Annotated in this window: 23 protein-coding genes and 1 tRNA gene; 16 read left to right on the top strand and 8 right to left on the bottom strand. The window is 64.0% G+C overall.

Annotated features, from left to right (window positions below; all coding sequences use genetic code 11):
- Positions 1-6: 6 nt before the first annotated feature.
- Complete coding sequence (locus tag SO156_RS15560; RefSeq protein WP_458143859.1) at positions 7-1,203, bottom strand: acyl-CoA dehydrogenase family protein; 1,197 nt, start codon at positions 1,201-1,203, stop codon at positions 7-9.
- A 122-nt stretch (positions 1,204-1,325) separates the two neighbouring features.
- On the opposite strand from SO156_RS15560, the gene SO156_RS15555 reads away from it, so the two are divergent.
- Entirely contained in the window at positions 1,326-2,903 is a 1,578-nt protein-coding gene (locus SO156_RS15555; protein WP_498535400.1) for a winged helix-turn-helix domain-containing tetratricopeptide repeat protein, read from the top strand.
- A 489-nt stretch (positions 2,904-3,392) separates the two neighbouring features.
- On the opposite strand, the gene SO156_RS15550 is transcribed toward SO156_RS15555, so the two are convergent.
- Positions 3,393-5,063: a methyl-accepting chemotaxis protein gene (locus SO156_RS15550; RefSeq protein ID WP_498535399.1), complete on the bottom strand. Its 1,671-nt coding sequence runs from the start codon at positions 5,061-5,063 to the stop codon at positions 3,393-3,395.
- A 494-nt stretch (positions 5,064-5,557) separates the two neighbouring features.
- On the opposite strand from SO156_RS15550, the gene SO156_RS15545 reads away from it, so the two are divergent.
- Positions 5,558-6,571: an AraC family transcriptional regulator gene (locus SO156_RS15545; protein WP_498535398.1), complete on the top strand. Its 1,014-nt coding sequence runs from the start codon at positions 5,558-5,560 to the stop codon at positions 6,569-6,571.
- Between the two features lie 152 nt (positions 6,572-6,723).
- Here the strand turns inward: SO156_RS15545 and SO156_RS15540 are convergent.
- A tRNA-Met gene (locus tag SO156_RS15540) sits at positions 6,724-6,800 on the bottom strand.
- A gap of 510 nt (positions 6,801-7,310) precedes the next feature.
- Between SO156_RS15540 and SO156_RS15535 the strand changes: the two genes are divergently transcribed.
- Positions 7,311-8,909 carry a GMC family oxidoreductase gene (locus tag SO156_RS15535; RefSeq protein ID WP_498535397.1) on the top strand — a complete coding sequence of 533 codons (1,599 nt, stop codon included), beginning with the start codon at positions 7,311-7,313 and terminating at the stop codon, positions 8,907-8,909.
- A 90-nt stretch (positions 8,910-8,999) separates the two neighbouring features.
- Here SO156_RS15535 and SO156_RS15530 read toward each other — a convergent pair whose 3' ends face one another.
- On the bottom strand, positions 9,000-9,761 hold the full coding sequence (locus tag SO156_RS15530) for an SDR family oxidoreductase (RefSeq protein WP_498535396.1): 762 nt from the start codon (positions 9,759-9,761) through the stop codon (positions 9,000-9,002).
- Positions 9,762-9,898: 137 nt separating this feature from the next.
- Here SO156_RS15530 and SO156_RS15525 point away from each other — a divergent pair, with 137 nt between their 5' ends.
- Complete coding sequence (locus SO156_RS15525) at positions 9,899-10,681, top strand: SDR family oxidoreductase (protein WP_498535395.1); 783 nt, start codon at positions 9,899-9,901, stop codon at positions 10,679-10,681.
- 167 nt (positions 10,682-10,848) lie between these two features.
- Here SO156_RS15525 and SO156_RS15520 read toward each other — a convergent pair whose 3' ends face one another.
- Positions 10,849-11,325, bottom strand: coding sequence for a DUF3775 domain-containing protein (locus tag SO156_RS15520; RefSeq protein ID WP_498535394.1), 477 nt, complete (start codon positions 11,323-11,325; stop codon positions 10,849-10,851).
- A gap of 111 nt (positions 11,326-11,436) precedes the next feature.
- On the opposite strand from SO156_RS15520, the gene SO156_RS15515 reads away from it, so the two are divergent.
- The 5 genes from SO156_RS15515 to SO156_RS15495 all read left to right on the top strand — a co-directional run bounded on the left by SO156_RS15515 (position 11,437) and on the right by SO156_RS15495 (position 16,254).
- Entirely contained in the window at positions 11,437-12,285 is an 849-nt protein-coding gene (locus tag SO156_RS15515; RefSeq protein WP_498535393.1) for an MBL fold metallo-hydrolase, read from the top strand.
- A 251-nt stretch (positions 12,286-12,536) separates the two neighbouring features.
- On the top strand, positions 12,537-13,379 hold the full coding sequence (locus SO156_RS15510; protein WP_498535392.1) for a fumarylacetoacetate hydrolase family protein: 843 nt from the start codon (positions 12,537-12,539) through the stop codon (positions 13,377-13,379).
- A gap of 160 nt (positions 13,380-13,539) precedes the next feature.
- Complete coding sequence (locus tag SO156_RS15505) at positions 13,540-14,151, top strand: glutathione S-transferase family protein (RefSeq protein WP_498535391.1); 612 nt, start codon at positions 13,540-13,542, stop codon at positions 14,149-14,151.
- 17 nt (positions 14,152-14,168) lie between these two features.
- Positions 14,169-15,368, top strand: a complete 1,200-nt coding sequence (locus SO156_RS15500) for a serine hydrolase domain-containing protein (RefSeq protein WP_498535390.1) — start codon at positions 14,169-14,171, stop codon at positions 15,366-15,368.
- A gap of 16 nt (positions 15,369-15,384) precedes the next feature.
- A complete protein-coding gene (locus tag SO156_RS15495) occupies positions 15,385-16,254 on the top strand; it encodes an MBL fold metallo-hydrolase (protein ID WP_498535389.1) in 870 nt (289 codons plus the stop codon).
- Between the two features lie 172 nt (positions 16,255-16,426).
- On the opposite strand, the gene SO156_RS15490 is transcribed toward SO156_RS15495, so the two are convergent.
- Entirely contained in the window at positions 16,427-16,969 is a 543-nt protein-coding gene (locus tag SO156_RS15490; RefSeq protein ID WP_498535388.1) for a methylated-DNA--[protein]-cysteine S-methyltransferase, read from the bottom strand.
- A gap of 131 nt (positions 16,970-17,100) precedes the next feature.
- Between SO156_RS15490 and SO156_RS15485 the strand changes: the two genes are divergently transcribed.
- A complete protein-coding gene (locus tag SO156_RS15485; protein ID WP_498535387.1) occupies positions 17,101-17,919 on the top strand; it encodes an alpha/beta fold hydrolase in 819 nt (272 codons plus the stop codon).
- Between the two features lie 2 nt (positions 17,920-17,921).
- Complete coding sequence (locus SO156_RS15480) at positions 17,922-18,734, top strand: alpha/beta fold hydrolase (protein WP_498535386.1); 813 nt, start codon at positions 17,922-17,924, stop codon at positions 18,732-18,734.
- 51 nt (positions 18,735-18,785) lie between these two features.
- Here the strand turns inward: SO156_RS15480 and SO156_RS15475 are convergent, their stop codons facing one another.
- Positions 18,786-19,244 carry a carboxymuconolactone decarboxylase family protein gene (locus SO156_RS15475; RefSeq protein WP_458144100.1) on the bottom strand — a complete coding sequence of 153 codons (459 nt, stop codon included), beginning with the start codon at positions 19,242-19,244 and terminating at the stop codon, positions 18,786-18,788.
- A 121-nt stretch (positions 19,245-19,365) separates the two neighbouring features.
- Between SO156_RS15475 and SO156_RS15470 the strand changes: the two genes are divergently transcribed.
- The 5 genes from SO156_RS15470 to SO156_RS15450 all read left to right on the top strand — a co-directional run bounded on the left by SO156_RS15470 (position 19,366) and on the right by SO156_RS15450 (position 24,889).
- On the top strand, positions 19,366-20,220 hold the full coding sequence (locus SO156_RS15470; RefSeq protein ID WP_458143888.1) for a sigma-70 family RNA polymerase sigma factor: 855 nt from the start codon (positions 19,366-19,368) through the stop codon (positions 20,218-20,220).
- A gap of 94 nt (positions 20,221-20,314) precedes the next feature.
- Entirely contained in the window at positions 20,315-21,571 is a 1,257-nt protein-coding gene (locus SO156_RS15465) for a M20/M25/M40 family metallo-hydrolase (RefSeq protein ID WP_458143890.1), read from the top strand.
- Between the two features lie 225 nt (positions 21,572-21,796).
- Positions 21,797-22,474, top strand: coding sequence for a GntR family transcriptional regulator (locus tag SO156_RS15460; RefSeq protein WP_458143892.1), 678 nt, complete (start codon positions 21,797-21,799; stop codon positions 22,472-22,474).
- A 147-nt stretch (positions 22,475-22,621) separates the two neighbouring features.
- Entirely contained in the window at positions 22,622-23,422 is an 801-nt protein-coding gene (locus SO156_RS15455; protein ID WP_498535385.1) for a phytanoyl-CoA dioxygenase family protein, read from the top strand.
- A gap of 156 nt (positions 23,423-23,578) precedes the next feature.
- A complete protein-coding gene (locus tag SO156_RS15450; protein WP_498535384.1) occupies positions 23,579-24,889 on the top strand; it encodes an NAD(P)H-dependent oxidoreductase in 1,311 nt (436 codons plus the stop codon).
- Between the two features lie 95 nt (positions 24,890-24,984).
- Here the strand turns inward: SO156_RS15450 and SO156_RS15445 are convergent, their stop codons facing one another.
- Positions 24,985-25,098: an integrase core domain-containing protein gene (locus SO156_RS15445; RefSeq protein WP_498535472.1), complete on the bottom strand. Its 114-nt coding sequence runs from the start codon at positions 25,096-25,098 to the stop codon at positions 24,985-24,987.
- Positions 25,099-25,100 lie beyond the last annotated feature (2 nt).

The following is a 25,100-nucleotide window of genomic DNA, read 5'->3' as shown; positions in this document are numbered from 1 at the left end:
TAACGTTCAAAACCTCGCGGTGCCGGGATCGAGTCCCAGCGCCAGCCGTCCGGCGATGATGTAATTGTTCGGACTCATCGCGATGTGCTTCGCTGCGGCGCGCACGTCGCGGACCGCACGTTCCAGGGCACAGCTCTCGAAGATGGCGGCCGCGCCCGCGCTGGCTGCCAGCATGTCGGTAATGGACATCGCAGTCTCGGCCGCATGGGCGTTGGCGATCCGAAGGGTCGCGCGCGCCTCCACAAGCCGTTCGCCGCCCGTCTCGGTCACAACCATCAAGTCCCTCATGGCATCGCTCAGGAGGGCGCGGGCGGCGCGAAGCATCGCTCTCGTCCGGCCGACCGTCGCCTGAACGGTTTCACGATCGCGCAGCAACGCCCGGGTGCCCGGGCGGCTTTTGCGGCAGGCTAGCTCCGCGAACGAGCCAATGGCGCCGGACGCGATGCCGAGTGGCACGGCGCAGATGCTCCACGCGAACACCGACGATGGCGGCATGCGATAGAGCAGTCCGGGCTGGGTTGGTTGCAGCCCGAGAAACGGATGGGCGTGAGCAGCCGGCACGAAAATATCCCGTGCCTCGAAATCGCAACTTCCGGTGCCGCGCAGTCCGGACACATGCCAGTTGTCGAGGATGGTCACGTCTGCCCGGCCGAGATAGCAGCAGAGAAGAGGCGAATCCGGATCCTCGGGCCTGACGCTGGCCAGCACCATGAAGCGCGTCGCGTGATGCGCGCCGCTGCCGAACGGCCAGCGCCCGGAAAGGCAATAGCCGCCCGCGACCGCGGTTGCCGTGCCGACCGCACCGGTCGAACTGACGATAAAGGCGCGCGGATCGGCAAACCACTCGCCTGCGACGGCCTCTTCGAGGTAGCCGCCGATCCGACTCATGCCGCCGCCATTGCCGATGAGCCAGCCGACCGAGCCGTCGAGCGCCGAGGCGGCCTCGACCACGCGCATGAACTCGAAGGGAGACAGCTCGGGCCCGCCGAGCGCTTTGGGTAGCCACAGTCGAAACAGGCCTGCATCGGCCAACGCCGCGAAAACCGCATCGGGCAACCGCCGGCCGCCGTCGAAATCGTCACGCTGTCTGGCGATCAGCGGGGCCAGCGCCTGGACGGCCTCGAGCTGGCGGCAAACCCGGTCCGGGGCACCGGCAATCGCTTCCGGATCGGGACGAGCGATCAGATCGCCCGTCTCCGCCACATGAGATGGATCACGCATCGGGCAGTCCTCGAAGTTTTCGGCGCCACCGCAGCATGATCGCCCGTTTCCCGGAGGTCCTGAAACCGTTCCGAAAAAGTTGCAAAAAATGTAGTCTCCAGGCCATGGCGAGGATCCACGAATTCGGTCCCTACCGCCTCGACGCAGAGGCCGAGATGCTGTTTCGAGGTTGCGAGCCGGTCGCGCTCGGACGGCGCGCAGTGACGCTGCTTCGGCTGCTCGTCGAGCGAGCCGGGACGCCGGTTTCCAAGGACGCGTTGATGCAGGTCGCGTGGCCTGGGCTGGCGATCGAGGAGAGCAACCTGACGGTGCAGATCGCCGCCCTGCGGCGGATATTTGCCGACGTCGACGGAGGCGCGACCTGGATCGAGACGCTGCCGCGCCGGGGCTATCGTTATGTCGGGCCGCCAGTCGCCGCCGAATCCGGAGCCGGCCAGCCCAAGTCGCCTGAACCTGCACCGGCACCTGCAGTGTCCGACAGGCCGTCGCTCGCGGTGCTTCCGTTTTCAAATCTGAGCGGCGATCCCGCGCAGGATTATTTCTCCGACGGGATCACGGGCGACATCATCGCCGAACTGTCGCGGTTCAGGTCGCTGTTCGTCGTCGCCCGTCACTCCAGCTTCGCCTACAGAGGCAAAGTGGCCGAGATCAAACGGGTCGGCCGCGAGCTCGGAGTCCGTTATGTGGCCGAAGGAAGTGTTCGCAAGATCGGCAGCCGGGTACGCGTGACCGTCCAGCTTCTCGATGCCGGAAGCGGTTACAGTTTCTGGACCGAGCGCTACGACCGCGACCTCGAAGACATCTTCACCCTGCAGGACGAGATCGTCCGGGCGATCGTCGCGGCCCTGCCAGGCCGGCTGGAGGATGCCGGCCGCGAGATCGCCAGACGCAAGCCGACCTCCAGCATCACCGCCTATGATCTGGTTCTGCTCGGAAACGAGCGCTGGCGTCAGTTGACCGTGAAGGACATGGCGCAGGCCAGGGACTATTTTCGACGCGCCGTCGCGCTTGACCCGCAATATGCCCGCGCCCACGTCAACATAGCCTGGACCATCGTCTGCGACGTGTTTCTCGAATCGCCTGCCACCGCGACACTGGACGAGGCGCTTGCCGAGATTGAAACCGCGCTCGATATCGACGACGGCGATGCCTGGTCGCATGGCGTCTTCGCCCAGCTGTTGTTCCTGCGGAATGAGGACGCCAAGGCAGAGATCCATTTCAGCCGGGCTCTCGCGCTCAATCCAAACGACGCCGATGTCGCCGCCGTTTTCGCCAATATCCTGGTCTATTGGGGGCGATGGCGCGAGGCGCTCACATGGATCGGGACGGCCAAACGGCTCAATCCCTTTCCGCCCAACCTGTACCATTGGTATCACGCGCTCGCGCTCTATTCGGGACGCGAGTACGAGCGGGCGGTCAAAGCATTGATGGAGACGCGATCCCTCGATCGGTGGTCACACGGACTGCTTGCGGCCTGCTATGCGCAGATGGGCCGGTGCGACAAGGCGCGGTCCGAAGCGGAGGCGTTCGTGAGGCAACGCTCTCGTGAGCTGAACGAGAATGGCGAGGCCGTGCCCGCGAACACGCTCGATCTCGTTCAGTCGCGAGCCGGCCGGTACAGAGATTCCGCCGACCGCGAACACTTCCTCGACGGATTACGCAGAGCGGGTCTCACCGGCTGACGCAACAGGCTGCCGGTTACCTATCGAGACACTAAGCAGCGGCCCGCTCAACCCTGTTCCAACCGTCTGCCTCTCCACCAACGTGTTGCATTGCTTCTCAACTTGCACACACAGACCTATCGCATGGGTTCTCGCCTTCTTGACGAAGCAGGTCTCGGTGAAACGGCGCTCCGTCATGGTGTCGTGTCCTGATACTGACATCGTCGGCGAAGCGATGTATTCTCTCCGCGATTTGCAGCAATAATGCGCAAAGGGTATCCAGACTGCTGATCAGCCGCTGAACGTCCTCCCCTTCCGGCACGCCCCACCCGATCTCGGCGCAGTACTGCTGGACCTTTTCGACATCATTTCGCAGATTGCTGAGCAACCCATCGCGATGCGCCGACAGCTCTTTGAAGTTGCCACAGATTGCCTGCAACCGGAAGTCGCCTTGATATCGAAGACAGGTATTGCCACGATGTCGGCTTGCCGACTCTGACTGTGCATCGGTCAGGCGGCGCGGACGGAGTCGAGGAAGTTGCGAACCTCGACGCGCAGGCTTTCCGCCTGCCGAGCCAGTTCCGTCGAGGCGGTCAGCACCTGAGCGGCACCTGCGCCGGTCTCCTCGGCAATCCGAGCCACACCGGAAATGTTCGCGGTCACTTGGCTGGTACCGGCCGACGCCTTTGACAGCGATCCCACGATACCCCTGGTGGCTGCAGTTTGCTGCTCGACAGCGGACGCGATGGCAGTGGCCGCATCGTTGATCTGCCCGATGGTACCAGTGATGCCACCGATCGCCTGAGCCGCCTTGCCGGTCGAGGCCTGGATCGCGGCGATCTTCGCGGTGATTTCGGTAGTCGCTTTGGCCGTCTGGCTGGCGAGCTGCTTGACTTCCGACGCGACCACGGCGAAGCCCCGGCCCGCCTCACCGGCCCGCGCTGCCTCGATCGTGGCATTTAGTGCAAGCAGGTTTGTTTGCTCGGCCAGTGTCGAGATCGTCTCCACGATATCGCCGATGCTGGCCGCAACCGTGGTCAACTCGGAGACGAGGCCCGCTGTGTTCTCGGCTTCGCTCACGGCAGCTCTCGACATATTGGCAGAGCGTTCCACCTGACGGGCGATCTCCTGCACCGACGCGCCCAATTCCTGGGCGGAGCTGGCAACGACGTCAACACCGGCCGCAGTCTCTTTCGCCGCCGCAGAGACCGAGGTCGATTGGACCGAGGTCTCTTGCGCCGACGACGTCAGCTGCGAGGCAGTCACCTGCATTTCGCCGGCCGCAGAGGACACCATCTCGACTACCCCGCCGACTGCCTGCTCGAAGCGGCTGGCGATATCGAATATCGCCTGCCTGCGTTCTTCGGCGGCTTGAGCTTCCTGTTCCTGGGCTTGCGCCGATCTCGCGATGCGGGCGGCGTTCTCTTCGAATGCGCGCGCCATATCACCCACCTCATCCGTGCGCTGTGTGCCGGACACCGTCGTGGCGGTGGCACCGCCCGCGATCGCCTGCATCGCCCCCGCGATGGCGCGGATCGGGCGGGCGATCGTCAGCCAGGAAAACAGCGCGGAGCCGAACAAAGTGAGGACCGTAGCAACGCCGAAAACCAGCCCGACGACCGTGGCCCGGCTGATTGCGTCCGATGAAGCCGCACGGGCCTCGTTAGTAAAATGTTGCGCATTGGTGAGCGAGGCTTCCGTCGCCTTGAGCACCTGCTCGCGAGCAGTTACGAGTTCATTGGTATGCGCTGTAAGAAGAGCGTCATCTACCTGTCTCCCGCCTTGCTCGACTTTATGCGCGGCGGCCACTCTCAGCGCGCTCTCGCCGAACTTGCCGAGGCCCGTCTGGATATCCCGCAGCACGTCCGGCTTTAGCGCAATACTGATCGGGGTCCTGAGGCCGTCCTGGCCCGACTCGACCGCCGATTTGATCGCGGCGGCTGCCGCTTGAACCTTCTCCGGGCTGTCCGCGAGTTTAATATTGAGTATTCCAATTTGCATTTGAGTCAGGGATTTGTCGGCGCCCTGGATGCCATCGAAAATCGTCTGCTCCCGCCTGACGGCGTCCGCGGCTTCAGTGATATTGCGATTGCTGACCCATTGGTTGACAACCATCCCACTGACGAGTGCGATGCTAAGGCCTGAGAAAAGAGCGAGCTTCAAACCGATTGTCGTGCGCATTGTGGGTCCCCCAAGAAATCGTGGTACGCGTGATCGACGGAAGATCCGTGCTGGATCACAGCCCCGAAGATGGATTTGAGTAAGAAGGGTCGAAACTAAATCAAAGCTTACACACCGCTTCCCGGCTGCCGTTGGCGGACAGGCTTTGCCGAAAGAGGACGACGAACATGCTCAGTCACTTGGTGCACGCTTCATCGACCTCGTATTTTCGCGGGCTCGTCGGCGCCCTCATCGCGCGCACTCGCCGGCGCTTCGAACATCTGAATGCCGAATACGGATATCGTCCAGCCGAAAACGGATATGATGACGACTCAAATGCGCGACGTCCTGCGCCGCCGATTCGCAATCGGTAAACATCATTCCGCGAAGACTCGTCTGGCGAAATTTGCGCGAATTGGGACGGGATAATGCCCCGGGACGCGGTGAGGACTTGAATCTTGAAGTCCACTCGTGTTGCTGTGCACGCCGGAATTGTCTCTTCGATAGGAAACACGTTGCTAAAGGATCCATTCCGCGAAACGCCGATCGTCTCTGGTTCGAACTTCGAGGATCTCCTCACTTACTACCAACCGCGTCTGCTGCCCCTGAAAATCACCCCGCCGAATCCGCGTGCCGGCTTTCGGTGGCGAACTGATTTCGCGGCGGGTTGGGGCGTGAGCGTGATCCGGGCGGAGTATTCCAGCGGCTGGTCGTACGGCGCTGACAGCGGCATCGAGAACGTCAATCTCGGCTTTCTCAGTGCCGGAGCCGGCGAGATGGCAATCGGTTCGAAGACATACGAGCAGACCCCTCTGCGCGCGGCCCTCTATGCCCAACCGACCCTGACGCGACGGACCGTGCACGCGCTCGATGGAAACTTCGCCGGCGGGGTACTACAGTTCGAGGCTAGTCTCGTCGCAAGCCTCCTCACCGATCTGTTCGAGGGCGTGCCGCTGACGAGCCTGGAACTCATACCAACGATCGATCTTTCGACAAGCATCGGACAGATCTTGCAGTCAGTTGGCTGCGCCCTGGCCAACGGCATGCGCGACGAACAGCTGCTCTTGCGTTCGCCCAAGGCGATGGCGCTGCTAAGCGAAGCCGCTCTTAGATTGATCCTCGAGGAGCTGCCGCACCGTCTCTCCGACAGGCTTCTGACGCACAACCGAGCTCCGGCGGCACAACATATCAGGCAGGCAGTCGACTACATGCGCGCCAATCTTCACCTGCCCATGACCATGACCGACATCGCACGCGCGGTCGGCGTCAGCAGTCGCACACTCCGGCTCGGCTTCCGCAAGCACTATGAAATATCGCCGGCCTATTACCTGCGGCGCGTCAGACTCGAGGCGGTTCATGCCGAGCTGTCGTCACCCGAGAACATGTTGCCGGTCAGCGAGGTCGCCCTGAAATGGGGGTTCACGCATATGGGACGCTTCGCGGCCCAGTATCGCAGGGAATATGGCACTTGCCCCTCCGAAACCGCCAGGCGCGCCGGCGCGCCTCGACTATTCCGTCCACAGCACTGACGACGGAATTTGTGGACTTGCGCGGCTCGATCCGGCCAGGGGCACCAGAGCGGGTCTCACCGCCTGACGCAGCAGGCTGAATGTTGGGACGCTGCCGACGCCAAAACAAAACCCCAGCAATCTACCGAGATTGCTGGGGTTTTTGTCGAACTTGGTTGCGGGGATAGGATTTGAACCTATGACCTTCAGGTTATGAGCCTGACGAGCTACCGGGCTGCTCCACCCCGCGTTAAGCTTTTGCACGCCTTTTCGGGAATCTCGGGGACGGTCGATGGACCAGCGCTCGTCGCGTGGCTTTCGCGTCCCAAAGGCTTCCTTGGAAGGCAAACCCGGGGCAAAGCCCGTCGGGTGCGAGGGCTATGTATCAACCGCGAGGCCCTTTGGAAAGGCCCGGGGGAACGTTTTTTTCGACTTTATGACAGGCAAAACGCACCCGTGAGGGGCCGAAAAAGCCAGCACTTGCCATAAGTTCCGCAAAGCGCCAGCTTGCGGACACAAGATGACGGGAAAACGCCATGTCAACCAGCCGATGGGCGCCCCCGGCAGCGGCGCCAGTCACGGCGAATCGGGCTGTATGATGCGGTTCCTGTCGTAGATCGTCTCAAGGATGTCATTCCGGGGCGCCTCGAAGAGGCGAGCCCGTAATCCATCTCGCAGCACGTAATGCAGATGAATGGATTCCGGGCTCGCGCTACGCGCGCCCCGGAATGACGAAAAAAGAACTGCAGGGGGAACAACAATGGCTGACACATTCGATTTCGTCGTCGTGGGCGCGGGCTCGGGCGGCTGCGCGGTGGCGGGACGGCTGTCGGAGGATGCGCAGACCTCGGTCGCGCTGCTCGATGCCGGCGGCAGGAACGACAGTTGGCGGATCACCACGCCCTTCGGGCTCGCGCTGCCATACAGCGCGGCCAACTGGGCGTTCGACACTGTGCCGCAGAAGGGGTTGAACGGTCGCATCGGCTATCAGCCGCGCGGCAAGGGGTTAGGCGGCTCCTCGGCGATCAACGCCATGGTCTACATCCGCGGCAACAAGTGGGACTATGACCACTGGGCCTCGCTCGGCAATACCGGCTGGTCGTATGCCGACGTGCTGCCCTATTTCAAGCGCGCGGAGAACAATGCCGATTTCGACGGCGAGTATCACGGCAAGGGCGGCCCCCTGCATGTCAACAAGCTGCGCTCCGACAATCCGATCCATGACGTCTTCCTGCAGGCCGCGCGCGAGGCGCAGTTCCGCGTGCGCGAAGACTTCAATGCCGAGGACCACGAAGGACTCGGCAGCTACCAGGTGACACAGCACAATGGCGAGCGTTGGAGCGCGGCGCGCGCCTATGTGAATCCGCATATCGGAACGCGCTCAAATCTGCGCGTCGAGACGGGGGCGCAGGCGACGAGGATCCTGTTCGAAGGCAGGCGCGCAGTCGGCATCGAATATGTGCAAGGCAAGCAGAGGAAGCAGCTGCGCGCCCGACGCGAGGTGATCATCGCCTCGGGCGCCTTTCAGTCACCACAGCTCCTGATGCTGTCGGGCGTAGGCCACGGCGAGGCTCTGGGCGCGCACGACATTGGCGTCGTGCATCATCTGCCGGGCGTCGGACGCAATCTCCAGGACCATCCGGATTTCGTCTTCGTCTACGCCTCCGACTATCCGCATTTCGTGCACAGTTCGCTCAGCCGATTGCCATCGCTGCTCCGGGCTATCCAGCAATACCGCCGCGAGCGTCGCGGTCTGATCACCACCAACTTTGCCGAATGCGGCGGCTTCCTGAAGACGCAGCCCGATCTCGATCTGCCCGACATCCAGTTGCACTTCGTCATTGCGATGCTCGACGACCACGGCCGCAAGCGCCACAAGGAGGCAGGTTTCTCGTGTCACGTCTGCCTGTTGCGACCGAAGAGCCGCGGCAGCGTAGCGCTGAAGAATGCCGATCCCGCGCAGGCCCCGCTGATCGATCCGAACTTCTTGGGCGAGGCCGCGGATCTGGAAACGATGGTCGCGGGCTTCAAGACCACGCGGCGGCTGATGGAGACGCCGTCGCTGCGCGCTTTGCAGAAAAAGGACATGTTCACGTCCAATGTGAAAACCGACGACGACATCCGCGCCATCCTGCGCGAGCGCGTCGACACCGTCTATCACCCGGTCGGCACCTGCAAGATGGGCACCGATCCGCTCGCCGTGGTCGATCCGAAGCTCAGGGTGCATGGCCTCGAGGCCCTGCGCGTCGTCGATGCCTCGATCATGCCGACCCTGATCGGCGGCAACACCAACGCGCCGACCATCATGATCGGCGAGAAGGCGGCGGATATGATCAGGGCGGAGATGGGGGCGAGTTAAACTCGGTGTCGTCCCGGACAAGCGCAGCGAAGCCGAGCGCAGATCCGGGACGACGTCTGAGCAAAACTTGCCGGTCCGCAATCGCGGAGTTCAACTCAACAGGAACCCGCCATCCACGGTCACCACGCTCCCCGTCATGTAACGCGACGCTTGTGAGGCCAGCAGCAGGATCGCGCCGTCGAGATCGGACTCGGCGCCGACACGGCGCTGCGGGATTCGCTTGGCCAGGCGCTCGCCTGCCGGCGTCGACCAGAAATCGTGGTTCATCTCGGTGTCGATATAACCGGGCGCCAGCGCGTTGACGCGGATGTTGTTGCCGGCAAGCTCCAGCGCCATCGCCTTGGTCGCCTGGATCATGCCGGCCTTGGAGATCGCGTAAGGCGAGACCGCCTTCAACACGCCTGTAGCCAGCACGGAGGCGATGTTGACGATATTGCCTGACTGCTTGCGTGCGATCATTCGTCGCGCCAGCTCGGTGCCAAGGAAATAGGCGCCCTTGAGATTGGCGCCAACCACGGCGTCCCAGTCTGCTTCCGTCTGCTCGGTCGCAAGCTTCTCGATCGCGATCCCCGCATTGTTGATCAGCACGGTGATGGGACCAAGCGCCGCCTCCGCGGCATCGACCGAGTTGGCGATCGACGCGGTATCGGTGACATCGAGCGCGATCGCCGCGGCCCGGCCGCCCTTGCCGCGAATCTCCGCTTCGAGCGCGCGAAGCTTGTCCGTCTGGCGCGCGGCGAGCACGACGGCGGCGCCGTGCGCGGCCAGCACGCGCGCGAACTGGCGCCCCAACCCCTGGCTGGCGCCGGTGATCAGAATGGTCTCGTGGGCGACGTCGAACGGATCGGACATGTCAGTATTCCCCGGCGAGGTGATATGCGCGCATTGTGACCCATGATTTCCGCCGACGCAAAGCGCGGGGCTTACCAGAGCCTCCAACCTTGGCTACAGTACCGCATCAAAACCACCAGACATCACAGGAGTGAACAGTGGATCTTGGGATCAAGGATCGCCGTGCCATCGTCTGCGCATCCAGCAAGGGCCTCGGTCGCGCCTGCGCCATGGCGCTCGCCAATGAGGGCGTGCATGTCACCCTGACCGCGCGCGGTGCGGAGGCGCTGAAGGCAACGGCCGAGGAGATCCGGAAGGCCCACCCGGCCGTGACGGTCACCGAGATCGTCGGCGACATCACGACGCCGGCGGGCCGCGAGGCCGTGCTGAAGGCCTGTCCCGATCCGGACATCCTAGTCAACAATGCCGGCGGCCCGCCGCCCGGCGATTTCCGCAACTGGACGCGCGACGACTGGATCAAGGCGATCGACGCCAACATGCTCACGCCAATCGAGCTGATCAAGGCGACGGTCGACGGCATGATGGCGCGCAAGTTCGGCCGCATCGTCAACATCACCTCGGCCGCTGTGAAGGCGCCGATCGAGATCCTGGGGCTCTCCAACGGCGCGCGCGCCGGCCTCACCGGCTTCGTCGCCGGCCTGTCGCGCAAGACGGTGATCAACAACGTCACCATCAATGCCCTGCTGCCGGGTCCGTTCGAGACCGATCGCCTGCGCGGCACGGCGAAGGCCGAAGCCGACAAGCGCGGCATCACGCCGGAGCAGCTTCTGGCCGAGCGCGCAAAACTCAATCCCGCCGGCCGTTTCGGCGATCCCGACGAGTTCGGCTATGCCTGCGCCTTCCTGTGCGGCGCCAAGGCCGGCTTCATCACCGGGCAGAACATTCTGCTCGACGGCGGAGCATTTCCCGGGACGCTGTAGGTCCTCTTTGCCCTCTCCCCTTGTGGGAGAGGGTGGCTCGCCGCGCAGCGGCGAGACGGGTGAGGGGTCTCTCTCAGCAAGTGACCTCTCGCAGTGAGCTCAGGGATAGAGACCCCTCATCCGGCGCTTCGCGCCACCTTCTCCCACAAGGGGAGAAGGAACATCACTCACCGCCGCTTCGTCGACTCGTCCTCGTCGCGTTCGCTGAAGCCGGACGAGTCCGCGCTCGGGCGCTCGTCGGTCCAGTCGACGCCGAACGCGTCGAGGCCATCGGCGAGCAGGTCGCCCAGCATCGGCTCACCCAAGAGATAGTGCGCGGTTTCCCGTCGGGGATTTCGATACTCGGTGCGAGCCTCGATGGCACGGGCACACAAGTCCTCCCAATCGTCCGCTCCACCATCGCCACGCCCGAGCCACATCAAGGCGACGAGATCGATCTGCTCGTCCTCGTTCAGGGCGGCAATGAAGCTCGTGATCTCGCGGCCGACCGGATCGGAGCCATTGTCCTGCAGCACGTCGATCGCATCGTCATCGGTCGGATTTGATCCGGAGTCCGGATCGGAGTCCGTCTCTTTGACGTCGTACTCGCGCGCCTTCTCGATCAAGAAGGCGACTTTCTCGGCGGAAATCGCTAGCTCCGGCATCGCTCCCTCCTCAAGTTCCCCCGATAACGCCGCATCGTGCCGGTTGATCCATTGCCGCGGCTGTCGGAAACCCGCAATGTCCGCCGCAACCAGAACAAGAGGACGCGGGCGATGCAGTGGACGGTAGGCCAGGTCAGGATCACCAAATTCGTGGAAATGGAGACGGTCGGCTCGACGCGCTTCATCCTGCCGCTGGCGAGCAATGAGGAAATCCGGAAGCTGCCTTGGCTGATCCCGCATTTCGCCACCCAGGAGGGCCGGCTGAAAATGTCCATCCATTCGCTGGTGGTAGAGACGCCGTCGCGCCGCATCGTGGTGGACACCGGCCTCGGCAACGACAAGCAGGGCCGCAACGTCCCAACCTGGAACAACCGCAACACGCCATTTCCCGAGATGATGACGGCGGCGGGCTTTGCGCCCGACACCATCGACACGGTGCTGTGCACGCATCTCCATGTCGATCATGTCGGCTGGAACACGAAGCTCGTTGGCGGCCAATGGGTGCCCAGCTTCCCAAAAGCCCGCTACGTGTTTGGCAAGACGGAATACGATTATTGGCGCGACCACTCGACCGAACCGGACAAGGCGGCCGTGTTCAACGATTCCGTGAAGCCGATCGTGGACGCCGGCCTCGCCGAGATGATCCCGAGCGACCACCGGCTGTGCGAGGAGATCCGGATGATCCCGACCCCCGGCCACAGCCCGGGACACATGAGTGTCCTGATCCGCTCCGGCGGCGAGCAGGCGCTGCTCGCGGGCGATGCCGCCCACCACCCCTGCCAGATGGCGCATCTCGACTGGTGCTCGACGGTGGATTCCGACCCGCAGCAATCAGCCAGGACACGGCGCGAATTGTTCTCGCGCTTTGCCGATACCCCGACGCTGGTGATCGGCGGGCATTTTTCCGGCGGACGCATCAAGCGCGATGGGGACGCGTTCAGGTTCGTGGCGCTGGGGTGAGCTCTGGTGTCACGGACGCGCTGCAGCGTGAAACGCTGCTGCGCAGAGCCCGGACCCAGAATGCCACGACCTGGGCCCCGGCTCAGCAGCGCATCACTGCGTGCTGCGCAGCGTCCGGGGCACGAGGCCTTGGCCACCGAACCCAGCGAATTGAGAGGGCTGCAATGCACCGGCCCGTAGGCGGTTGAAATTCCCGCCGCCCTGCTCCATGAAGCTTTTTAACCGACCAGTCCATCCAGGGAGAGACGAGAATGAAGCTTGTTCGTTATGGTGAAAAAGGTGCAGAAAAGCCCGGGCTGATCGACAAATCCGGCGAGCTGCGCGACCTCTCGGCCCATCTGAAGGACCTGACCGGTGAGGCCTATTCGCCGGAGTCCCTGAAGAAGCTTGCAGCGCTCGATCCCGCTTCGCTGCCGGCGGTCTCAGGCAAGCCGCGGTTTGGCGCCCCCGTCACCGGGATCTCGAAATTCGTCGCGATCGGCCTCAACTACAGCGATCACGCCAAGGAGACCGGAGCGGCGATTCCGACCGAGCCGATCATCTTCATGAAGGCCAACACCGCCCTTTCCGGTCCGAACGATCCGGTCGAGAAGCCGCGCGGCTCCACCAAGCTCGACTGGGAAGTCGAAATTGCCGCCATCATCGGCACCCGAGCGAAATACGTCTCTGAGGCCGATGCGCTGAACTATGTCGCCGGCTATTGCGTCTGCAACGACGTCTCCGAGCGCAACTTCCAGACCGAGCGCCTGGGTCAGTGGACCAAGGGCAAGTCGCATGACACGTTCGGTCCGCTCGGACCGTGGCTCGCCGCCAAGGACGAGATCAAGGACGTGCAGAACCTCTCGATGTGGCTCGACGTCAACGGCCAGCGCCGCCAGACCGGCTCGACCGCGACCATGATCTTCACCATGGCCAAGTGCGTCTCCTACGTCTCGCAGTTCATGACGCTGCTGCCCGGCGACATCATCACGACCGGCACGCCGCCCGGCGTCGGCATGGGCATGAAGCCGCCGACCTACCTCAATGTCGGCGACGTCGTCGCGCTCGGCATCGAAGGCCTCGGCGAGCAGCGCCAGGAGATCGTCGCGGCGTAGGCAGCGGCGAACACCAGATCAACAATCGTCATGCCCGGGCTTGTCCCGGGCATCCACGTCTCACAGTCTCGCCGCGCGGAAACGCGTGGATGGCCGGGTCAAGCCCGGCCATGACGGCGGAGAGAGTGTTCAAAGAATTTTGATACAGGGAATCGTCCGCATGAAGCTCACCTTCTCCCCCGCCTCGCCCTTCGCCCGAAAAGTGCGCATCGCCGCGATCGAGCTCGGGCTCGTCGACAAGATCGAGTTCGTGCCCGCAACGGTCGCGCCGGGCCAGGCGAACGAGGACTATTCGCGCATCACGCCGCTGAAGAAGCTGCCGGTGCTGATATCAGACAATGGCGAAGTGATCCTCGATTCCTACGTCATCGTCGAATATCTCAACGAGCTCGCCGGCGGCAATCTGATCCCGGATTACGGCCCGCGCCGCTGGTCGGCCAAGACCGATCATTCGCTGATCAACGGCATGCTCGATTCCATGCTGCTGTGCCGCTATGAGAGGATGGTACGGCCCCAGGGCCTGCAATGGCAGGCCTGGTCGGACGACCACTGGAACCGCGCCTGGACCGGCATGGCTCGATTCGAGAACCGCTCCGAGGTCCTGAACGGTCCGTTCGACATCTCGCAGATCGGCCTCGTTTGCGTACTCGGCTATGCCGACTTCCGCTTCCCCGATTGCGGCTGGCGCAAGGCCTATCCGAAACTCGACGCTTTCCATCAGAAGATGCTGGAGCGGCCCTCCGTGAATATCTCGGTGCCGCCGCCGGCGTAGCAAGAGATGCGGGGCGAATGACGATGCGCGACCATTTTCCCCGCCTCACAATTCTCGGCGCGAGCCTTGTGCTCGCGTTGACCGCCACCGCCACCACTGTGCGGGCCGAGAGCATGGCGCCTGGACAACGCAACCTCGCCTGCGGATCGCCGTCATCGATCGACGATGGCTGGACGACCGCGTCTCCCGACAGCGTCGGCATGGATGGCGCGCAGCTCTGCGGCATCGCCGCGCGGCTCGAGCAGCGGGCGACCGCAGTCCATTCGGTCGTCGTCGCGCGCCACGGCAAGCTCGTCTTCGAGCAATATTTTCCCGGCTACGACCAGCCCTGGGGACAGCCGGAAGGCCAGCACGAATTCACCGCGACGACGAAGCACGACATGCGCTCGGCGTCGAAGAGCGTAACGTCGCTGCTGGTTGGCATCGCGATCGACCGCAAGCTGATCGCCAGCGCCGATGAGCCCGTGCTGAAATTTTTTCCCGACTACCAGGCCGTGAAGCAGGCCGGGTGGGACGCCATCACGCTACGCCATCTGCTCACGATGTCCTCGGGGATGAAGTGGGACGAGGCGCGGGCCTGGACCGATCCGAAGAATGACGAGCCGCATCTCGGCTTCGAGCCGGATCCGATCGGCTATGTGCTGTCACGACCTGTCGCCGGGCTGCCGGATACGCTGTGGGCTTACAATGGCGGCGGGACAGATCTGCTCGGCAACATCCTTGAGCGCGTCTCAGGAAAACCGCTGGAGGCGTTCGCACGCGAAGTGCTGTTCCAGCCGCTTGGCGTCACTGATTTCGAGTGGAAGGCCTATCCGAAGAACGGCAAGGTCGCAGCGGCCGCCGGCCTGCGCCTACGGCCGCGCGATGCGGCGAAGGTCGGCCAGCTCGTGCTCAATCACGGGCAATGGAACGGCCAGCAGATCGTTTCGGCAGAGTGGATCGCACAATCGATCGCGCCGCACTTCCAGGCCATCGGCTATTTTGGCAGTACGCTGTTCTACGGCTATCAATGGTGGATGGGTCGCTCGCTCACAGACGGCAAGGAAATCAACTGGGTCGGCGCCTTCGGCTGGGGAGGCCAACGCATCTTCATCGTGCCTGAGCTTGATCTCGTCATGATGACCACTGCTGCGCAGTACGGTCAGCCGAAGGAAGGTGTGGCCGCGATCGACATCCTTTCCAATATCGTCATTCCATCCGTGCGCGACGCGCATTGATACAGGAGAAGCTAGCATGAGCCTCAAATTTTCGGTCGGCGATCTCACCATCCATCGCGTCATCGAGCAGGAAGCCCCCTTCTTCCCGGCGCTGGAGTTCTTGCCCGCGCTGACACCGGAGGTGCTGGCAGAGAACCGCGCCTGGATGAAGCAGGCGAAAGCGCTCGACGACAACGATGTGCTGATGCTGTGCTTCCAGTCCTATGTGGTGAAGACGCCGCATCACACCATCCTGATCGATAGCTGCATCGGCAACGACAAGCCTCGGCCCAATCGCCAGAACTGGCATATGAAGACCGACGACACCTACCTGCGCGCGCTCGGTGCCGCCGGTGTCTCGGTCGATGACATCGACTTCGTGATGTGCACGCATCTGCATGTCGACCACGTCGGCTGGAATACGCGGCTCGAGAACGGCCGCTGGGTGCCGACCTTCCCCAAGGCCCGCTATCTGTTCGCCCAGCAGGAGTTCGACTACTGGTCCGAGCAGAACGCGAAGGCAGAGGTGCCGCCTTTCGTCGACAGCGTGCTGCCGGTGGTCGAAGCCAAACGCCATGAGCTGGTCGGCAACGACCATCAGATCGGCGATCACGTTCGTATCCTGCCGACACCGGGTCACACGCCCGGCCACGTCGCCTTCACCTTCGGCCGCGGCAAGGACGACGCCGTGTTCTCCGGCGATCTCATGCACTCGCCGCTGCAGACGCTCTATCCGGAGCTGTCGATCAAGTTCGACGTCGACCCGGCGCAGGCGGCAAAGACGCGCCGCAGCTTCCTGGAGCGCTACTGCGACACCGATACGCTGTGCTGTACGGCGCATTTCCCCTCGCCATCCAGTGGCAAGATCCGACGCAAGGGCAACGCCTTCGTCTGCGCGGCGGTGTGAGCGCTTACCCTCCCCTGGAGGGGAGGGTCGCTATGCATGGAGCGAAGCGGAATGCGTAGCGGGGTGGGGTGACGGTCCCTCCACGTCGAACGCTGCCCGGGTTGAGAGATCACCCCACCCCGCTCGCGCTTCGCGCGATCGACCCTCCCCCTCCAGGGGAGGGTCAGAGAGGTCAATCAAACAAGCTCGGCGTGTGGTTGACCAGCGCGCCTTCGATCTCGAGCATTTTCAGCTTCGTCACCACGCCGCCATTGGCGGAGAAGCCGCCGGGCTTGTTGCCGGCGGCCAGCACGCGGTGGCAGGGCACGACGATCGGACAGGGGTTGCGGCCGAGCGCCTGGGCGACATCGCGCGACAGCTCCACGCCGCCCAGGCGTTTCGCGATATCACCGTAGGTCGTGGTCTTGCCGGGCGGGATGGTGCGGGCGATCTCGTAGACACCGCGATTGAAGTCGGGAACGCCGTCGAGATCGAGCGGAATGTCGGTGAGGTCATCCGGCTCGCCATCGAGCAGCTTGACGATGCGGTCGATCGCATGCTGCACCTCGGCCGTCGGTTCAGCCTCGCTGGCCTCAGCATGGCGCTGGTGGATGCGGGTGCGGATCTTGTCCTCGTCGCCCATCGGCAGTTGCACGCCGTTGATGCCGCGCGGGCCCCAGGCGATGGCACACAGGCCGATTTTGGTCTCGAACAGGACGAAATGCTGGTCGGTCATGACTAGGTTCCTGGGCTATTCGCAGGCCCCCACTTGTGATCTTCCTGCGCAATCTAGGCTTGGAAATAGTTGCGATCCACCCGGTTTCCGGGAATCTTGCACAGGAGTTCCCGCCCCCTCCGAGAGCATCCATGCAGAGCCTTCACGTCAACGGATATGACATGCCCTATCTCGACGTGGGCGAAGCCACGGCGGGACCGCCGCTGGTCTGCGTGCACGGCTCGCTCAACGATTTCCGGGTCTGGGGCTCCGTGATCGGACCGCTGTCGCAGCGCCACCGGCTGATCTGTGTCAGCCTGCGGCACTTCTTTCCTGTGCAATGGGACGGTGTCGGCGACACCTATTCCATTGCGCAGCACGTCGATGACGTCATCGCCTTCATCGAGAAGCTCGATAGCGGTCCGGTCGACCTGATGGGCCATTCGCGCGGCGGGCACATCTGCTTTCGCGTGGCGCAGGCACGGCCGGATCTGCTGCGCCGGCTGATCCTCGCCGAGCCCGGCGGCGAGCTCGATGCTAGCCTTGATCCCGACTACAAGGACGGCCCCTCGCCGCTGCTGGCGCGTTTCACCGCCTCTGCGGAGAAGATCGCCGCCGGCGACGTCGACGGCGGTCTCGCCGTGTTCGTGGATACGCTGGAGGGAGCAGGCACCTGGCAGCGGCTGCCGGCGGCGGTGAAGCAGAATCTGCGCGACAATGCCTATACGCTGATCGGCCAGGTCAGGGACAATCGCCCACCATTTTCGAAGGCCGATGCGGAATCAATTCTGATGCCGACGCTGTTCATCCTCGGTGCCCGGACCAAGGGCCTGCTGCCAAAAGTGCTGCACGCACTCGCTGCGCATGTCCCCTACTCCAGGACGGCGATCATCGAGAACACGACCCATCCGATGTTCGAGCAGGCGCCTCAAAAATACTCCGATATCGTCCTGGATTTTCTGGCGGGCTGATCATGCAGACTGTTCACGTCAACGGATACGACATGGCCTATCTCGAAGTCGGAGAAGGCCCGCCGCTGGTCTGCGTGCACGGCACGCTCGGCGATTTCCGGACCTGGTATTCGGTGCTCGGCCCGCTCTCGAAAAAGCATCGCGTGATCGCAGTCAGCCTGCGGCATTTCTTTCCCGAGCGCTGGAACGGCGCCGGCGAGGACTACAAGATGGCCCGGCATGTCGCCGATGTCATCGGCTTCATCGAGTGCATAGGGCGCACCCCGGTCGGCCTGATGGGACATTCGCGTGGCGGGCACATCGCGTTTCGCGTGGCGCAGGCGCGGCCCGACCTGTTGCGCAAGCTCGTACTCGCCGAGCCCGGCGGCGATCTCGACGCAAGCCTGCCGGTCCCGGCAGGCACGCCTGCGCATCCGCCGCTCGCCGCGCGCACGGCGCGCTCGGTCGAGATGATCCATGCCGGCGACATCGAAGGCGCGCTACAGAATTTCTATGAGGGCATCGAGGGCGACGGCACCTGGCGGCGGGTGCCGGCGATCGCAAAGCAGCAATTGCGCGACAACGTCGTCACCTTCCTCGGCCAGATCAACGAGCAGCGCAAACCCTACACGCTGGCCGATGCGCAGGCGATCAAGACGCCGACGCTGCTGATCGGCGGCGGCGCGACGACAGGGAGCCTGTCGCTGATCTGGCGCGTGCTGGCCGAGCACATCGCCGGCGCGAAGACGGCGGTGATTGCGAATGCCGGCCACTGGATGTTCGAGCAGGCTCCGCAGGAATATGGCGCGGTGGTGAGCGAGTTTTTGGCGGGGTAGGTGCTTTCCCCGCTCCCCTTGCCAAGGGGAGAAGGAAGAGCGGTTCCTGCCTCACGCGACCTTCCACACGCCGACCGGCATCTTGATCGTCGCGTTCAGACGGTTCCAGACATTGATCGTCGCGATCGAGAGGATCAGGGTCGCAAGCTCGCGCTCGTCGAAATGCTTGGCGGCCTCGTTCCAGATCGCGTCTGGAACGGGATCTGCGCGATCCGCAAGACGCGTGACCGCCTCAGTGAGCGCGAGTGCGGCGCGTTCTGCATCCGTGAAATAGGGCGTGTCGCGCCAGGCAGAGACAGCGAACAGCCGCTCATCGGTTTCGCCGGCCTTGCGGGCGAGCTTGGGATGCATGTCGACACAAACGCTGCAGCCATTGATCTGGCTGGCGCGCAGGTGCACGAGTTCCAGGAGCTTTTCCGGCAGTCCCTGCTTGTTCACCTCGTTCAGCGCCTGCATCGCCTTCATGGCCTCAGGCAGGACCTTCACCGGATGATTCATACGTGCGTGCATCATGTCGTGTCTCCGTTTCAAAGCCGGGAGCGCCGGCGAGAGGAATTTCGACGGATCCGGTCACATCGGCCGGATTTGTCTCGTCATAGGCGTGACGGACCACGACCAGGGAATGTGACCGATGACTGAAAATTTCTTGGCCCGGCAATTCGAGGCCAATCGGGACCATTTGCGCAGCGTCGCTTATCGGATGCTGGGCTCGCGCGGCGAGGTCGATGACGCCGTGCAAGAGACCTGGTTGCGGCTCAGCCGCAGCGACACCTCGGATGTCGCGAATATGCGGGGCTGGCTGACCACCGTGGTTGCGCGCATCTGCCTCGACATGCTCCGCACACACAAATCGCGCCGCGAGGATCCGATGGGCCCGGATGTGCCGGAGCCGATCGACAATGCGCGTGAGCGCGAGGCCGAGATGGCCGATTCCGTCGGCGCCGCGCTCCTCGTGGTGCTGGAGACGCTGCAACCGTCAGAGCGGCTCGCTTTCGTGCTGCATGACATGTTCGCCGTTCCCTTCGAGGAGATCGCGCCGATCGTCGGGCGTTCGGTCGAGGCGTCGCGACAGCTTGCAAGCCGCGCACGCCGCCGCGTGCAGGGCGCGCCGGTGCCGGATGCGGATTTTTCCCGGCAGCGGAAAATCGTCGACGCTTTCCTCGCCGCCTCCCGTGAAGGCAATTTCGAAGGCCTGCTCGCCGTGCTCGATCCCGACGTCGTCGTGCGCGCCGATCAGGCCGCCGTGCGGCTCGGTTCGCTGCCCGAGATCCGCGGCGCCCCTGCCGTGGCCGAGACGTTCAAGGGACGCGCCCAGGCTGCACGGACCGCACTCGTCGACGGCAAAATGGGTGTTGCCGTCATCCTCGGCGGGCATCTGCGGATCGCGCTGCGCGTCGCTTTCGAGGGCGACAGGATCGCCGGGATCGAGGCGATCGCCAATCCTGAAGCGATCGACGCGTTGGACGTGGAGGTGCTGGAGCAGTAACGCGCCACGCATCTTGGAGTCGGCGCGGCAGCGATGCTAAGCTGACGAGCAACCGCGCGCGGTGCCGGCGCTCGAGACGCGAAAGGACAGCTTGATGAAATTCCGCCTCGTTCCCCTCCTCGCCCTGTCCCTGCTCGGGTTTGTGAGCGCCAACGCCACGGCTCGTGCAGCCGCCGACGAGAAGCTGAAGGCCGCGGCCGAGCAGGAGAAGGCGCCGCTGATCGAGACGCTGCACGACATGGTGATGATCGAGAGCGGCAGCAGCGACGTCGAGGGCCTCGCCAAGATGGCCGACTTCACGGAGGCGCGCCTGAAAGCGCTGGGCGCCGCGACGCGACGGCAGAAGACGACCGCGGGCGCCGGCGCCGATATCGTCGTCGGCACCTTCGAGGGCACGGGCACGCGCAAGCTGATGCTGATCGGGCATATGGATACGGTCTATCAGCGCGGCATTCTCGCGAGCGAGCCGTACCATGTCGATGGCACCAAGATCTTCGGACCCGGCATTGCCGACGACAAGGGCGGCCTCGCCGTGATCCTGCACGCGCTCAAGATCCTGAAAGACACAGGCTGGCACGACTACGCCACGCTCACGGTCTCCCTCAATCCGGACGAGGAGGTCGGCTCGATCGGCTCGGGTGAGTTCATTTCGCAACTCGCCGATCAGCATGACGTGGTGCTGTCCTGTGAGCCGACGGCCGCCTCGCCGCCGGCGCGGAACGATTCTCTGCTGCTGGGTGCGAGCGGCACCGCGACTGGAACGATGAGAGTGAAGGGACGCGCCGCGCATGCCGGCGCGGCGCCGGAACGCGGCCGCAACGCGCTGATCGAGCTTTCGCACCAGCTGCTGCAAACCCAGGATGTCGCAAAATCCATCCCGGGCACGCAGCTCAACTGGACGACGTCGAAGGCCGGCACCGTGCGTAACCAGATTCCGGAAGATGCCGAGGCCGGCGCCGATATCCGCCTCACCGTTTCCGACGGCGTTGCCAAGCTCCAGGCCGCGCTCGACGAGAAGGTCAAGAACAAGCTCGTGCCCGACACCGAGACAACGGTGACGATCGTGCCCGGACGTCCGCCCTTCGTCGCCGGCGAGCGCGGCCGCGCACTCGCACAGGAGGGACAGGCGATCTATGCCGAGATCGGTCGCAAGCTCGACATCGCCGAAATGACGGGAGGCGCGACCGATGCCGGTTATGCCAACCGCAGCGGCAAGGCCGTCGTGGTCGAAAGCTTTGGCCTTGCCGGCTTCGGCTATCACGCCCGCGACGAGTACATCGACACCAATTCGATCGTACCGCGGCTTTATCTGATGACGCGGATGCTGATCGAGCAGGGCAAGAAGAAGTAGGACGCGCCGGCGTTCGCAATCGGGAAAGTCGTCGCCGGTTCGTCATGCCCGGGCTTAACCCGGGCATCCACGAAGAGCCGCGGTTGGGACCCGTGGATGGCCGGGGCAAGCGCGCCCAGGACGAAAATTCAAGCACATACAACCCCTTACTCCATCGCTTGACGCTTCCGCCCTCTCGCAGTAACTTCGCATACGGAATTCCGTATTCCGTAAGGAGCCGCCGGCGTGATCCCGCTCGACCCACTGCCCAATCTAATCGACCAGGTCTATGCGCGCGTCCTGGAGGCGATCACGGATCGCACCTTGCAGCCTGGTCAACGCATCCGGCAGAACGAACTGGCGGACAAGCTCGGCGTGTCGCGCCAGCCGGTGTCGCATGCGCTGCATCTGTTGCATCGGCAAGGTCTCGTCGCCGAAAGCGGCCGGCGCGGATTCGAAGTCACTCAGCTCGATCCCACCCGCATTCGCCAGCTTTACGAGGTGCGCAGCGCCATCGATGCGCTGGCGGCGCGGCTCGCTGCCGAACGGATCGCGCGCGATGCCGCGGGACGCGAACGGCTCGCAGCCGCGCTGCGGGCCGGACACGCCATCACTCGCAAGACGTCGTTGAACGAGCTGATCGTGCTCGACGTCGAGTTTCATTGCGCGATCTATCACCTCGCTGGCAATCCCGTGATCGAGGAGACGATCGCGCCGCAATGGCCGCATATGCGCCGCTCGATGGCGACGGTGCTGTCCGAGCTCGACTATCGCGACAGCGCCTGGGCGGAGCACGCGACGATTGCCGGACACGTTCTCGCGGGTGAAGCAAAGGCAGCCGAGCGCGCGGCGCTAGCCCATGCGCAGACGGCAGGGCGACTGACCGAGGAGAGACTGAGGGCGACGGAAGAGGCGGCAGCGTAACAACTACCGCCGTCATTCCGGGGCGACGCGCAGCATCGAGCCCGGAATCCATCGAGCGGCAGAGACTGTGGAGAAATGGATTCCGGGCTCGCGGCTTCGTCGCGCCCCGGAATGACAAAACCAAACAACCAAAGGAGGATGCGACCCATGAAATTGAGCCAGGAACAACTGGAGTTCTTCCATCGCGAGGGCTGGCTTTTCCTCCCCGAGCTGTTTGCCCAAGAGGAGGTCGATTTCCTCGCGCACGAGGCCGTCGGCATCTACGACACGGACCGGCCCGAGGTCTGGCGCGAGAAGAGCGGCGCGCCGCGCACGGCCTTTGCCGCGCATCTCTACAACGAGGCTTTCGGTGCGCTCGGCGCGCATCCGCGCATGATCGAGCCGGTCGAGCAGGTGTTCGGCGAGCCCGTCTACATGCACCAGTTCAAGATCAACGCGAAATCGGCCTTCACCGGCGACGTCTGGCAGTGGCACCAGGACTATGGCACCTGGAAGCGCGACGACGGCATGCCCGAGCCGCGCGCGATGAACATCGCGATCTTCCTCGACGAAGTGATGCCGATCAACGGCCCCCTGATGCTGGTGCCGCGCAGCCAGAATGCCGGCGACTTGGAGGCCTCGCACGATCTTGCAACGACTTCCTATCCGCTGTGGACACTGGACGAGGCTACCGTGACGCGCCTCGTCGAGCAGGGCGGCATCGTCGCGCCGACCGGCAAGAAAGGTGGCATGCTGATGTTCCACGGCAATCTCGTGCACGGCTCCGCCGGCAACATCACGCCCTACCCGCGCAAGATCGTGTACCTGACGCTGAACGCTGTCTCGAATTACATCCGAAGCCCGACGCGGCCGGAGTACATTGCGCATCGCGACTTTGCGCCGATCAGGACAGTCGACGACGACGCGCTGCTGCGGCTTGCACGCGCGCCACGACAGGCGGCGGAGTAGATAGGTCTCGTGCCCCGGACGCAGCGCGGCGCGCAAGCGGTGCGCTGCTGAGCCGGGGCCCATGCCATTCGCACTTCACTTTCTGGATCCCGGCTCTGCGGAGCAGCGTTGCACGCTGCACCGCGTCCGGGACACGATACTTGATCGGATAGCAACATGAACCTCTTCTCCCTCCTCCAGGCCCGCGCCGCCGCCGGAAAGCCGGTGCGCGTGGCGCTGATCGGCGCCGGCAAATTCGGCTCGATGTTCCTGTCACAGGTGCCGCACGTGCCGGGACTCGAGGTGCCCGTCATCGTGGATCTCGACCGGGACCGCGCGCGCGAGGCCTGCCGGACGGTGGGCTGGGATGCGGAGCGCATCGCAGCAACCGGCTTCACCGATGACGGCGCACGCGCCATCAATGGCCCCATCGACGTCGTGGTCGAGGCGACCGGCAATCCCGCGGTCGGAATCCGCCACGCACGCACGGCGATTGCGGCCGGCAAACATATCGTGATGGTCAATGTCGAAGCCGACGTGCTCGCAGGCCCGCTGCTCGCGCAGGAGGCCCGCAAGGCCGGAATCGTCTACTCGCTCGCCTATGGCGACCAGCCAGCATTGACGGCCGAGATGGTCGACTGGGCGCGCGCCACCGGCTTTCGCGTGGTCGCGGCCGGCAAGGGCACCAAATACCTGCCGGCCTATCACGACGTGACGCCGGATGGCGTCTGGCAGCACTACGGCCTCACCGCGGGCGAAGCGCAGTCCGCGGGGATGAATCCGCAGATGTTCAATTCCTTTCTCGACGGCACCAAGTCGGCGATCGAGATGGCGGCGATCGCCAATGCCTGCATGCTCGACGTTCCCACGGACGGTTTGTTGTTTCCACCGTGCGGCGTCGACGATCTGCCGCACATCATGCGGCCGCGCGAGCGCGGTGGCATGCTGGAGAAATCCGGCGTGGTGGAGGTGGTGTCCTCGCTCGAGCGTGACGGCCGGCCGGTGTTTCGCGACCTGCGCTGGGGCGTCTATGTCGTGCTGGAGGCGCCGAACGACTATGCCGCCGATTGCTTCAGGCAATACGGGCTGAAGACCGACGCGAGCGGCCGGTATGCCGCGATGTACAAGCCCTATCATCTGATCGGGCTGGAGCTGAACATCTCGGTCCTGTCAGCCGCGCTGCGGAACGAGCCAACCGGCCAGGCGAGGAGTTTTCGCGGCGATGTCGCGGCAGTCGCCAAGCGCAATCTTCGCGCGGGCGAGATGCTTGATGGGGAAGGCGGCTACACGGTGTGGGGCAAGCTGATGCCTGCCGCCGCCAGCCTGAAGGTCGGCGCGCTGCCGATCGGCCTTGCCCACAGGGTCAAGCTGAAACATGACGTTGCGCATCGCCAGGTGGTGCGCTGGAGCGACGTCGAATTCGACACTGGCAACGAGACGGTAAAGACCCGCAGGGCCATGGAAGCTGCGTTCGCGGCACAACATTAATCAACCAGACGGCGAACGGCTCATGCCGGCGACCTTGATGCGGGCGCGGACGTGAGACGATCGGCAGTTCGTTATCTCGAAATTGTGCAAGTTCACTAATTCGGTGATCGAATGGTTTGGGTCTGGGCCTCGGTAAATCCCTTTGGTGTCTTGCCGCCGAGGGCCTGATGAGGCCTGAAGTTGTTGTAGTAGATCACATACTCGAACAGCT

The sequence above is a fragment of the Bradyrhizobium sp. UFLA05-125 genome (genome assembly GCF_059803515.1).
Note: the sequence above shows the minus strand (reverse complement) of the source record. Positions and strands in the feature narration are given on the sequence as shown.